The sequence below is a fragment of the Methanosarcina sp. Kolksee genome, from assembly GCF_000969945.1.
GTDB lineage: Archaea > Halobacteriota > Methanosarcinia > Methanosarcinales > Methanosarcinaceae > Methanosarcina > Methanosarcina vacuolata.
On sequence record NZ_CP009524.1, the window covers coordinates 302,463 to 314,553 of the forward strand.

General features: G+C 40.6%; 11 protein-coding genes. 5 read left to right on the forward strand and 6 right to left on the reverse strand.

Annotated elements, in window-relative coordinates:
* Positions 1-9 precede the first annotated feature (9 nt).
* Together MSKOL_RS01410 and MSKOL_RS01415 are read right to left on the reverse strand one after the other, a co-directional pair.
* Positions 10-672 carry an MBL fold metallo-hydrolase gene (locus MSKOL_RS01410; protein WP_048153324.1) on the reverse strand — a complete coding sequence of 221 codons (663 nt, stop codon included), beginning with the start codon at positions 670-672 and terminating at the stop codon, positions 10-12.
* Between the two features lie 368 nt (positions 673-1,040).
* Positions 1,041-1,811, reverse strand: a complete 771-nt coding sequence (locus MSKOL_RS01415) for a TrmB family transcriptional regulator (protein ID WP_048153325.1) — start codon at positions 1,809-1,811, stop codon at positions 1,041-1,043.
* A 300-nt stretch (positions 1,812-2,111) separates the two neighbouring features.
* Between MSKOL_RS01415 and MSKOL_RS01420 the strand changes: the two genes are divergently transcribed.
* The 4 genes from MSKOL_RS01420 (at position 2,112) to MSKOL_RS01435 (ending at position 7,389) form a co-directional block, all read left to right on the forward strand.
* Complete coding sequence (locus tag MSKOL_RS01420; protein WP_052725298.1) at positions 2,112-4,472, forward strand: RND family transporter; 2,361 nt, start codon at positions 2,112-2,114, stop codon at positions 4,470-4,472.
* Positions 4,469-5,614 (forward strand): COG1361 S-layer family protein, encoded by a 1,146-nt coding sequence (locus tag MSKOL_RS01425; protein WP_048117152.1) that lies wholly within the window; start codon positions 4,469-4,471, stop codon positions 5,612-5,614. Before MSKOL_RS01420 ends, MSKOL_RS01425 begins: the two co-directional genes overlap by 4 nt.
* Positions 5,607-6,665 carry a COG1361 S-layer family protein gene (locus MSKOL_RS01430; RefSeq protein WP_048117154.1) on the forward strand — a complete coding sequence of 353 codons (1,059 nt, stop codon included), beginning with the start codon at positions 5,607-5,609 and terminating at the stop codon, positions 6,663-6,665. Before MSKOL_RS01425 ends, MSKOL_RS01430 begins: the two co-directional genes overlap by 8 nt.
* 271 nt (positions 6,666-6,936) lie before the next feature.
* A complete protein-coding gene (locus tag MSKOL_RS01435) occupies positions 6,937-7,389 on the forward strand; it encodes a universal stress protein (protein WP_048117157.1) in 453 nt (150 codons plus the stop codon).
* Between the two features lie 204 nt (positions 7,390-7,593).
* Here MSKOL_RS01435 and MSKOL_RS01440 read toward each other — a convergent pair whose 3' ends face one another.
* The 3 genes from MSKOL_RS01440 to MSKOL_RS01445 all read right to left on the reverse strand — a co-directional run bounded on the left by MSKOL_RS01440 (position 7,594) and on the right by MSKOL_RS01445 (position 8,707).
* Positions 7,594-8,181 carry a TOBE domain-containing protein gene (locus tag MSKOL_RS01440; protein ID WP_048158085.1) on the reverse strand — a complete coding sequence of 196 codons (588 nt, stop codon included), beginning with the start codon at positions 8,179-8,181 and terminating at the stop codon, positions 7,594-7,596.
* 5 nt (positions 8,182-8,186) lie between these two features.
* Positions 8,187-8,324, reverse strand: a complete 138-nt coding sequence (locus tag MSKOL_RS19000; protein ID WP_231592353.1) for a TOBE domain-containing protein — start codon at positions 8,322-8,324, stop codon at positions 8,187-8,189.
* A 185-nt stretch (positions 8,325-8,509) separates the two neighbouring features.
* Positions 8,510-8,707 carry a hypothetical protein gene (locus MSKOL_RS01445; protein WP_048153326.1) on the reverse strand — a complete coding sequence of 66 codons (198 nt, stop codon included), beginning with the start codon at positions 8,705-8,707 and terminating at the stop codon, positions 8,510-8,512.
* Between the two features lie 322 nt (positions 8,708-9,029).
* On the opposite strand from MSKOL_RS01445, the gene MSKOL_RS01450 reads away from it, so the two are divergent.
* Positions 9,030-10,949 carry a sodium:solute symporter gene (locus MSKOL_RS01450; protein WP_048153327.1) on the forward strand — a complete coding sequence of 640 codons (1,920 nt, stop codon included), beginning with the start codon at positions 9,030-9,032 and terminating at the stop codon, positions 10,947-10,949.
* Between the two features lie 61 nt (positions 10,950-11,010).
* On the opposite strand, the gene MSKOL_RS01455 is transcribed toward MSKOL_RS01450, so the two are convergent.
* Positions 11,011-11,820 (reverse strand): sugar phosphate isomerase/epimerase, encoded by an 810-nt coding sequence (locus MSKOL_RS01455; RefSeq protein ID WP_048153328.1) that lies wholly within the window; start codon positions 11,818-11,820, stop codon positions 11,011-11,013.
* Positions 11,821-12,091: the final 271 nt, after the last annotated feature.

The following is a 12,091-nucleotide window of genomic DNA, read 5'->3' on the forward strand; positions in this document are numbered from 1 at the left end:
GAATCAAAATCAGGAATCAAGAATAATCACATTAATCTCAGGGTTTTTGCCGTGTACAAGGGCTTTAAACTTTTCGGGATCTCCATCTGTTATGTCTGGCTTCCCGTAGTGCATCGGAATTACATCTTTTGGGGAAATTGCTGCGGCTGCACTTGCTGCTTCTTCTTCGTCCATTGTATACGTGCCACCTATAGGCAAAAGAGCAACATCTGCCCTAATATCTTTCATCTCAGGGATAAAATCGCAGTCTCCTGCATGATAGATCCGGATTCCTCCAAGTTCCACTATATACCCCACTCCCAATCCACGGGGATGATAGGGTTTATCTAGGTTATAAGCCGGAACTACTTCAATTCGGGTTCCCTTAATCTCAAGCCCGTCGGCCAGCACATCCCCCTCAGCAACCCGCCTTGCGTCCCCCTTGAATTGCAGGGATAAATTTTCAGGGATCAGGGTGGTTGAGTCCGACCGCCGGACCTTTCGGATATCATCAGGGCTGCAGTGGTCAAAGTGCTCATGAGTAATTAACAGGATATCAGCTTTATCTTCAAAAGCTGGTTCTTCGCTGAGGTCGTAGGGGTCAATATAAATCTTCTTTTCATCCCCCTCAAGTAAAAAGCCAGAGTGTCCCAACCACTGAATTGTAACATTTCCAATCTTTACTCGGTTCATTTCATACACCTGTGGACTTCAGTAACTGAGTTTAACAATAAAAACCTTCGAGAAAGAAAACCTTAGAGCATGAAAACCTTAGAGCATGAAAACCTTAGAGCATGAAAACCTTAGAGAATGAAAACCTTAGAGAATGATTTCACGATTAGATTTATAGAAGGATTGTTTTCTGATTATATTAATGATACCCGAAAGAGTTTATTCTACCTTCAAAGAGAAAAATAATCTTTAAAAAGCTAGCAAACTTCTGCTTTATACTCCTGCTTTAAACTTCTGCTTTATACTCCTGCTTTATACTCCTGCTTTATATTAGTAATCACAGAATAGAGGTTTTGATAAAATTAGGAAATTCTTATTGATATGCTGGGTTATCTGTCTTGTTTGATAAAACCTGGTTCAAGCACCCTCTCATAGATCATTTTCTGCATATAGGAAACAATCGGCAATTTGATTATCACTGCTTCTCTTTTGTTTCCTGCGCTGTGAACCCCTATTGATTCCTTTCCATCGGCAATCATAAAAAATTCTTCTTTATACTGGATGCCGTCAATTACAATGTTATTCATGAAATTCGTAAACTCTTTATTGGTTTCCTTGAACTCAAAAGGAAGTGACTTGAACCTATCCAGTTCATCAACTATAAGAGTTAGATTACAGGTTTTTTCCAGTTTTTTTATTTCCTGCTTAAATTCCTTGAGTAACTCAGGGCTTGATGAAAAAATAATTAATTCTTCTCTTACTCCTGCCATGATTTCACGTATCCGGTTCTTTATTCCCCAGTCGCTCTGGATGTACCATACAGGAGAAGTTTTTGGAAGTTCATAACTCAATTCATTGAGCTGTCCAAGTGTCTCTATTGCACAGTTTAAGAATTCGTTTTTTATTTCTCCGATTACCTTCTTAGGATCAACTGCTCGGAAATACGTTGGAGATCCCTGTCTCACTTCCAGATAGCCTTTTTTTGCAAGTACCTTCAGAATTTCATATATTTTGGCTCTTGGCACATTTGTAAGTTCGTGAATCTCACGGGCTGTAGCCTCCCTCAAACTAACGAGCCCAACATATGCTTTTGCTTCATTTTCGGTTAGCCCCAGTTTTTCAAGGTTATGAATTAACTGAGGATTTGTTTGTAATGCCATCTGTTACCCCTAATGTAACAATAAATTTAAATCTTTTCTGTTTGTATACGTCAAAAGATCTAAGTCACAAAAGATTTGCCGCAAAATAGTATAATCTTAGCAAAATATTATATTTATTAACATTTATACAAACTTTGGATGTTATATTTTCAGTTCCGGGATAAAAAAAGGCAAGTATTATTTAAATGTACACAATATTAGATAATGAGCCTTCGGCCCAGAGAAAAAAGGCAAATTCAAGACGTGTACCAAGTTCCTTAAATTGTATTTCACACTAAAAATATATGAGGGGAATCTACTATTAAAAATATTTTTGAAAAACTGGGATTTTTCATTCAGAAGAACCGTTTTTCCATACTCCTGATAGCTTTACTGTGTATACTTATAGCAACGCAGGGAGCGCAGCTCATTGAGATGGAATCAGGAACAGAAACCTTTGTTGGAAAAGACTCTCCTCTCTACCAGGATTATGATCACCTTTATCAAAAAATTTTCCAGACACAATCTGTTGTGGTAATGGTAGAGGGCAACGATGTAGAAACTGCTGACGTGATGAAAGCTGTAGACAGGCTAGAACATCAGGTCCAGGCAACCAATGGGGTAATTGAAACTACAAGCCCCGCTTCACTGATCAAACAGATCAATTATAAGATGACAGGGAAATCTAAACTCCCTGATACCGATGAAGAAATAAAAACCATTGTGGATGGAAACCCTGATATTTTCGGCCAGCTTATTCCTGACAATACTCATATGGTAATTTCGGTAGTCATGGCCGGTTCAGCTAGTGAAGATAATCAGGAAGATATCCTTGCTTCCACTCAAGAAGCTGTTTCACTTGCGGATTTTCCACCTTCCTACAACATTATTGTTACTGGCGATCCAGCATTCAGCGTTTCCATGAACGATGAGATGACTTCCAGTATGGGAGTGCTTCTAGGACTTTCAGCGGTTTTCATGATTATTGTACTGCTTCTTGTGTTCAGACATGTTCGCTGGTGTCTTCTTCCTCTGCCGATAGTTCTTCTTGGTATTGTTTATACCTTCGGAGCCATGGGTTATATAGGAATTCCCATGTCCATGGTTTCCATGGCTGCATTCCCTATCCTTATAGGCTTAGGAATTGACTATGCTATTCAGTTCCATAACCGACTTGAGGAGGAACTTCGGGAAAAAGGGAACAAAACAACAGCAGTTATAGAAACCGTAAAGCATACCGGGCCTGCAGTCCTCACAGCTCTGGTAATGACAGCCCTTGGATTTTTCTCCCTTTTTACATCTACAGTGCCAATGATCCAGGATTTTGGTAAATTGCTTATGATAGGCATTTTAATGTGTTACTTCTCTGCTATCTTTGTAGGGGTTATAACAATTTCTTTATTTGACAAATACTCGGATAAAAACCCCCTGAGGAAGGTAATAAGTAAGATAAAACCTGCAAATCCGGAAAAGAAGAAAAAGTCTGAGGAAGGAGACGAAAGTGATCGCCTGATAGGAAGGATCCTGCAGAAAACTACAAACCTGACTATCAAATATGACGTTGTAGTACTGGGAATTGCACTCTTGCTCTGCTTTGGCGGACTTTACCTCGACCAGTCCGTGCCTATCCAGACTGATGTTGAAACTTTTGTGCCTCAGGACATGCCTGCACTCGTGGATCTTCAACATATGGGAGATATCATGGGCAATAGTGATGAATTAAACCTTATCATCAAGGTTAAGGACGTAGCTAATCCAGACGTCCTTAAGTGGATTGATCAGTTTTCCGAGCATGAAGCAGCGTCTAATAGCCACATTTACGGCTCTTCGAGCATTGTAGATCTCGTAAAGGAATATAATGGAGGGGTAATTCCCGATACCAGCCAGGAAATAAAGGATATTTACTCTGAAATTCCTGATTCACAGAAAGACCGCTATATATACGGGAATAATATGCTTCTCCTGAACTTCGACATAGGAAATGCGGTTGCGGACATAAAGGTAACAGGTATTGAGGAACTCAGGAATGTTGTCAAGCAAGACATGCAGTGGATGCCGGCTCCACCGGGCACAGCTGTCACGATTACCGGAAACTCGGTTGTGTACATAGAGGTTATCTCTGCTCTTACCAGCGGAAGAATTACAATGACTTTCCTTGGCCTGATCCTCGTGCTCGCAGGGCTTCTTATTGTATACAAAGACTGGGTGAAAGCCCTTGTTCCTGTAATCCCAATGTTAATAGTTATTGGTTGGTCAGGCGGAGTTATGAGCCTTCTTAATATCAGCTATACTCCCCTCACAGCAACCCTGGGAGCTCTGATACTGGGAGTCGGGTCAGAATATGCTATCCTCATGATGGAACGTTACTTTGAAGAAAAGGATAAAGGAGCAAGTCCTTTAGAGGCTATCCAGCTAACCAGTTCCAAAATAGGAAGTGCAATTGTTGCTTCAGGGGCCACGACGGTATTCGGGTTTATGGCCCTGCTGGCTTCTCCTTTCCCCATAATAACCGACTTTGGTACAGTTACGGTTATCGATGTCTTGCTGGCTCTCTTGGCAACCTTTGTAGTCTTCCCCCCGCTTATGGTTACTTTTGATATCTGGCGCGATAAAAGAAAAGGGGCCAGGACAGCAGAAAAACAGACAGATACAAAAAAACAAATTCAGGGGGCCGAGATATGATACGAGTGCCCATAACAAAACTAAGGCAAAGAATGATTAAAAAAATTGCTACGTTTGCGTTAATTATACTGGTAGTATCAGTGACTGCACTCCCAGCTCTCGGAGAAGACGATGATGAAAACAACTTCATTGCTCTAGATCATGGGTATACTGTGGATTACTACAAGAGTTACGGGTCACCAGTAATACAGGCGTCAATTACAGGGGATCCCGAGCTTGAAAGGGGAGAAACTGCAGATCTGAAGATAAAAATCGCAAATGCCGGAGCTATATCTGGTTTTAAGAGGTTAAACGCAAATCAGAAAAGAATAAACGATTCCATTGAAGAAACAATTGCACTGGGAGAGATGGGAGAAGAAGAAGAATGTACGACAGCAAAAGATATAGACGCTACTCTTCAATCAGAAACGAAGTACATTGAAGTAGAGTCGACAGGCAATTTCCAGAACGTTGAGGAACTTGAAACCGGTCATATAGCACTTCTTAGTTACACAATAAAAGTTGATGGCAATGCACCTGCTGGAAATTATGAACTTCTTCTGCCAGTGACCTATCAATACCAGGCAAATGTCCGAACTGTAACTGCAGATGCGGTAAATCTCGGAATTACTGATGTAGACTATGCAAGAGAGTACAAAACGAAAACAGAAACTCTCAAAATACCTATTTCCATAAAAAGTGAACCTAAATTCGAAGTAACCAATGTTTCTGGCAACCTGGTGCAGGGTGAAAGTAAGGTTGTTAATGTTACTTATAAAAACACAAGAGAAACTGTAGCAAAAGATGCTTTTGCTCGGATAATTGTGATGAGCCCTCTGAGCACTGAAAAAGCTACGGTAAGATTAGGGGATATTGGACCGGGAGAAGAAAAGACTGCCAGTTTTGAAATTAAGGCCGATTCGGATGCTACTGTAAAAAAGTATGGAGTTAATAGTGAAATAAAATATCTTGATAATGACGGAGATTCTAAATTTTCAGAAAGTATGAAAGTAGACTTACCTCTTAAAGCAACAGAACAAAAATTTAGCATAACAGGAATAGCAATTTTATTGATTATAGTTATCGCCCTTTACCAGATAGTAAACGTACACCGGAAAAGAAACCAGAACGATGAGAATGTATCAGGTGATGAAAATGAATAATAAAAATGGATTATTTATTACTGTCACAACTCTTCTGATCCTTTGTTGGGCAGTCTTCCCAGCGCAGGCAGCTGTACCAGACAATTTTGATATTAGTGAAAACTACTACTCAGTATACGGAGGGCCTGACCTTAATGCAACACTTGTTGGAGACAACCAGTACTCTAGAGGAGATACTGTAACTCTCAATCTAAATATGATGAATAAGGGTGAAATTTCCGGCTTTAAATCTGAAAAGGATGCAGATATTGGGGATTATGCAAATGAGATGCTACAGCAGTCAGAGATGCAGTATGAAGCGCAGGCTACGACAGCAATAGGCATTCTTGCAACCCTTAAATCTGATGATCCTAACATTAAAGTTAAGTCTGGATCCCAGGAAGCTGGAACTCTCAAGCAGGGAAAAGAGAGTGCAAGTCCCACAAAGTTTACAGTTGAAATTAACAAAAACACTCCTGCAGGTACTTATCCTCTTACCCTTGAGCTTTCTTATCAGTACCAGAATAATGTTCAGGTAGGCGGAGATGACTTTGACAGTGTTACAGGCCTTGTAACGAATAAGGAAGTCGGTCTCTGGTATGAAAACAAGACACAGACGCAGACCATAAATATCGAAGTCAAGAAGGAGCCTTACTTTGAAGTTACAAATGTAACAGGTGACCTTTACCCTGATGAAGGTGGGATGCTTTATGTTACATATAAAAACACAGGAGAAGAAACTGCAAAAGATTCAACTGTTAGAATTAGTGCATCTGATCCCTTCAGTACCACTGATGACCAGGCTTACCTTGGAACTCTGAAACCCGGAGACAGTGAAGTTGCTGTTTTCGATATGGATGTAGACGAAACTGCTACTGCAAAGCCATACTCTATAAGCAGCGAGATTTTCTATGAAGATGCTGATGGGCACGACCAGACTTCGGATACTATTAAATTAAATACCGAAGTTCTGGAGGCAAAAAATTCTCTCCCGGGATTTGGGCTTGTGACAGGGATTACAATGGCTCTAGCTGCATGCTTTGTAATGCTCAGGAGAAAGAAACAGGATTGAAGCAGAAAGGTAAATAATAGTAAAGTATGCACGTAGCCTTTTTAAAGGCTACGACCCTCTATTTTTGGAAATATACTCGTGCAGTTTTTCTTGCGATTTTCTAACTTTTGAATTTTACCTGTAGTAGTAATTAGAATTAAAGCTGAACATATTAAGTATAACCAGGCTATTTTATAACTTAATTAGTTTAATTCTGTCATATTGGTACTTTTTATGTGAAGGTGCTTTTTATGTTAAGATACTTTTTATGTGAAGCAAGTGGAGATAAAATATGAAGAGAAAACTTTTCCGAAATATAGTTATTGCAACAGATGGATCTAAGAATGTTCAGAGGGCTATTTCTCACGGTATTGAGTTTGCAAAACTTAGCGGAGCCATTGTCCACGCTCTTTACGTAGTAAATACACCCTCTACAATTTCTGAAAATTGGACTGCTGGTAAAGAAACAATCTATAATATTATGAAAAATGATGGGCAGAAAGCAGTATCTAAAATTAAGAAGATTGGAGAGGCCTCAGGTGTAGAGGTCAGAGAGGTCCTTTTAAAAGGGTATCCAAGTAGTGAAATCATCTATTTCGCGGAAAATAACAATATTGATTTGATAGTAATGGGCTCCCTTGGAGCAACCGGACTTGAAAGGTTCCTAATAGGAAGCGTTGCAGAAACAGTAGTAAGAGGTTCTAAAGTCCCGGTCCTGGTTGTTCGGAGTGAAAAGCAAAGCTGAACTTTCTGTTAACTGGAAGCCTTTGAGAATATAAATAAATCAGAATTCCGGACTAAAAATAGAAAACATAACTCCATCTATAGTCACGAAGCTAAATAATGCAAATATTCAATGAGGTGCAATGAAGGTTTTTGTTGCAACAATCACAGGTGTGACTATATGTATTGGAAAATGTATGCTCCTGTCAAATTGGGTTATAATTTTTCAGTCGGAGCGATCCGTCTCCATTGAATCGATTTTTGCAGGTTTTTTTTCACCGACAATTTTTGCAACCATTACCTCGGTTGATTTGATGACCGCGTAGACCCTGTCTCCTGGTTTGATATCAAGTTTTTCTACAGCTTCTTCAGTGACTACTGAGGTTATAACTGAAGGTTCCATTTCAATCGTAATTTTAGATACTAGCCCGTTTTTTTCCACTTCAAGCACTTTACCAGGTAGCTGGTTTCTGGCTGATAATTTGAAGCTTACGTTTTCCCAGGCTGTTTCATCCCCTATGGTTTCACTAATAAGCTGCTTACTGGATTCGTACTCAGCTAACAGCTTTCTTCCGAGGTCTGTCAGGAAGGTACCCTGATTTTTTCCCCCTCGTACAGTGACGACTGCGGGTTCGCCAAGAGCTTCATTCATTTTTTTAAGTACTATCCAGGCTTGTTTATATGATATCTCAAGCTTCTTGCAGGCTTTCCGAAGCGAGTGCTCTTCTTCTATCGTCTTCAGTAACTTAGCTCTTCCAGCACCCATGACGGTCTTTCCGTCTTCCGTAAACCAGACCTTTGTTCTTGCTTTCACAAATTTCACCTTTTACACCGGAGCACATGGACAGAACTTGCCCTGTAATGGGCATACACCGGAACTCCAGGAAGGATACCCATTTCCTCTGCTGATTGTCGGGTTATGAGGGCATTAAGAAGAACGCTGCAATCAACTTTCACCCGAACAAGAGCTCCCAGCATCCAGCTTTCAGTAACCTTGCCCTGTAGAGAGTTTCTGATTCAGGATTGTGTGGAAGTCTTACTTAAATCTATGTTCTCAGACGTCAGGAAGGCATGTAACTGGCTACCTACCTTAATATCCCTGAAGCGTGAATAATTCTCTCTCCGGCTTCAATCCTTATAAGTCAACGGCCTGCAGAGGTAACCTTACCGTTCAGCATATTTTCAAACCCTACGAAGCTGGCTATCCTGCTATCAATCGTTTTTTCGAAAATTCCTCCCGGAATCCCTACCTGCATAAGTTTTCCGTCTATTATTATCGTGATCCTGTAAGCCATTGTCCGCTGTTCGGTCTGGTCATGGGTAGTATGCAGCACAGTCAACTTTTTATTTGCCCATATATCCTGAAAAATAACGGAAATTACAACAGTAGCCTGAGACTATTTTAAAAATAAACTTTATAATATAATTACTAAAAATAAATCTAGTTTTAATTAAAGCTAGATTGTCTAACTGTAAAAAAAGATGCCTGTAAGACTATAAAGTGTTAAATAAATGTTGTAGTGAAAGTAAATGTTTATTTATTTATATGCCGATACGATGAGCATATATATAAAGTCTTATATTTGAAAATTGAATAATATCTCGAAAATTCGATAAAATAAGTGGCTTATACACATTACTAATATCTCTGAAGGTCTATTTATGAATGGCTATAGTGTTTTTCTTTTAATGCTTACAGTCTATATAGCCGTGCTTGTGGCTATTAGCTGGTATTTTAATAGTAGACAGAAGTCCATTACCGATTTCTGGCTTGCCGGCCGCATGATAGGGCCCACAGCAATAGGTTTTTCGGCGGCAGCTTCATGGTTAACAGCCGGAGGAATTCTTGCAGTTGTCGGATATTTTATGCTAGGAGGAATGGGTTCTATATGGGAATTTGTTGCTCCTAATATCCTTGCTCTCCTTGTTATTGCCGTGCTTGTAAAGAAGATTAAAAGCCTGCCCGCAATCACACAACCCGAACTTCTGGAACAACGTTATGGTAGTTCAATAAGATTGCCAATTGCCGTGATTATTACTGTTGTAATGACCCTTTTTTCAGTATCGGATATTACAGGGCTTTCTCTAGTGTTGCAGGTATTTTATGGCCTTGATCCCCTCTATGCTGCAGCTATTATTGCGATCTCAGTTTCTCTCTACGTAACTTTGGGAGGACTTTCAGCAGTGATCTGGACAGATGTTATCCAGTTTTCCTTCCTTGCGATCTTCGCATTGGGAATGGCTTTTGCATCAGTAGGAACAGTAGCTGACGGAGGACTTAATACTACTGCAATAAGCGCTTCCCAGCTTTTTGGAAATGTACCTGGCAGCTGGTGGAATCCCTTTTCGGTTGGTCTTCCTCTTATAATGATCCTTAGCTTTGCCTTAATTCCTGGCTGGATTACTGAGCAGGATCCCTGGCAAAAAGTCTGGGCTGCAAGAGATGCAAAATCTGCCAGTCGTGGAATGGTAGTCGGTGCTCTCATGATTACTGTAGTCTTCGCAGCCTGCGCTGTAATTGCGATAGCTCTCAATTCTGTATATCCTGAAATAGCAAAGATGGGTTTTCCTGCAGGCATGGATCTGGCAGAACCTGCACTCCTGAACTTTGTCAATACACGTTTTGCCTCTGCCCCTGTGATTATAGCCTTAAGCGCAATCGGGCTTGCGGCAGCTTCTATGTCCTGTACAGACACTTTTTCAACATCAGGAGCCTCCTGTGTCTCCAGGGACATTTTCCAGAGATACATAAAGCCTGATGCCACAATGAAAGAGATGCTCGCGGTAAACAGAATCAGTGTCATCGCTATCATACTTGCGGCAACAGCAGGCTCATTTGTAATTCCAAACATTATCGATGCCATTCAAATCGCAACTTTCATTGCAAGCTCGTCCTACTTCTTCCCTTTAATGGGAGGCCTATACTGGAAGCGGGCTACTAAAGAAGGAGCTTTTGCAGGAATGGTCGTGGGATTCTTAGTTCAGGTGGTTCTTGTGGCGTTGGATCTTATAAAAACACCACCTTTGGGCACCAACTATCTTGAGACAATCCACCCGATCCTCACAGGTCACGGAGTAATTGTAGGAATGACCGTGAGTGCAATTGTTTTCTTTGGAGTATCCCTTATGACAAAACCCTCAAGCAAGATTCACCTTGCGCCTTTCTTCGAAGAGGAAGCTGAAAAGCTCGCCCATTACGAAGCAAAGGGAGTCAGTGAAACAGATAAGTCTTACAGCGCTTTTCTTGAAAACGTTGATGAAAAAATTACCGGGGAACGTGCTCATCTCCAGCTTAATCTCCGAGCTTCTGGAAATCTCAACTGGCATGAAATAACAGAACGGCTTAAAATCAGCTATCCTGCCTGGATAACTCCTACAGGAATTGATTCGGTATACAGGTTGACCCATGGTGATATGCTTTCCTGTGTTGCGATAACGAGAGGGAGCGGAGATAGAGATATCTGGCTCAAAGCCGAGCCTACCCTTGAAACCGTCGGAAGGCAGAAGAGGGAACTTTTCACAGCCTACGAAGAGTTAACAAAAGTACTTGGCCAGAAGAACATAAGCCTGGACTTTTTTTAAGTAAAAGTTGAGGTTCTTACCAGAACCCATCTGTTCTTCTTTTTTCAGATTTAAGCAAATTTTATAGCTTGAAGGCGTTTTCAAGGGTCTTTTTTCCAAACAGAATATCTTCAAGAGAGAATACCTCAAAATTATAGACGCCTCTGTATCCCGAAAGCAATTTCAGGACTGAAAAGTCCGCACAACCTTCTCCGGGAGCCATATGCTCATCTCCATCGTATTTTTCTGTCCATTGCCCACTATTATCATGCAGGTGAAGATGGATAATATGCTTCTTCAAGGTTCGGACAAATTCCTTGAGTTTTTCAGGATCACCTCCACAGGTAAGGTTTGCGTGTCCTATATCAAAGGTGGCTTTCAAGTGTTCGGAATTCACAGCTTCTATGGTCCGGGAAAGCTCTTCGGCTTCGCAGCAAAAATTCGAAGGATCTGTACCTTCCTTGTTTTCAAGGCCCAAAATAACCCCATAATCTTCAGCCACGGATGCAAGCATGCTGAGATTTTTGACCATCGAAAAATAAGATTTTTCCCTGTCAGGTCCAATCCTACCCGGATGTAATACCACAACAGGGGCTCCTATGCGGCCTGCAAGCGAGATTGATTCTTCCATAAGGGTAAATTCCCTCTCGCTCATTTTTGCAGTATCAACCTGGAGAGCTGAAGGATATTTCAAGTCTCCAGCAGAGTAAGGGGCGTGAACTGTATATGCAAAATCGTGTATCGAGATTTCGTCAAGTACCCGGTCAAGCTTTTCAATTTCAAGTGTCGAACCTTTGTAGATCCCAAGTTTGGGGAGATACAATTCTATGGACTCAACATGTTCCTTTAAATCCCCAGGGCGGCCGGCAAAAGATGAAGCTCCTAAAATCACGCATTATGCAAGGAAACTAAATATAAAAATCCTTTTCTGATGCCTGCAGAAATCAAATTCGTAAATAACTTGACGATGTCACATTACAGAGTAAAACGCCATCATTAGATCTAATATACCAAGTATATTGTTCGTAGTGAAATCAATATCAGCGATTGGAGTAACTGTCTAATCTGACAAAGTCGAGATAAATATTAGCCAAATTCCCAAATTTCTAAAATAATTAATGTCTGGATAAGTAAAAATTGAAACTATACAGTGAGTTTCTCTT

Bases quoted from the DNA above. Each gene is read 5' to 3' on its own strand.
- MSKOL_RS01430 (WP_048117154.1), top strand. From the start codon at position 5,607: ATGAATAATAAAAATGGATTATTTATTACTGTCACAACTCTTCTGATC.
- MSKOL_RS01450 (WP_048153327.1), top strand. From the start codon at position 9,030: ATGAATGGCTATAGTGTTTTTCTTTTAATGCTTACAGTCTATATAGCC.
- MSKOL_RS01425 (WP_048117152.1), top strand. From the start codon at position 4,469: ATGATACGAGTGCCCATAACAAAACTAAGGCAAAGAATGATTAAAAAA.
- MSKOL_RS01410 (WP_048153324.1), bottom strand. From the start codon at position 672: ATGAACCGAGTAAAGATTGGAAATGTTACAATTCAGTGGTTGGGACAC.
- MSKOL_RS01435 (WP_048117157.1), top strand. From the start codon at position 6,937: ATGAAGAGAAAACTTTTCCGAAATATAGTTATTGCAACAGATGGATCT.
- MSKOL_RS01415 (WP_048153325.1), bottom strand. From the start codon at position 1,811: ATGGCATTACAAACAAATCCTCAGTTAATTCATAACCTTGAAAAACTG.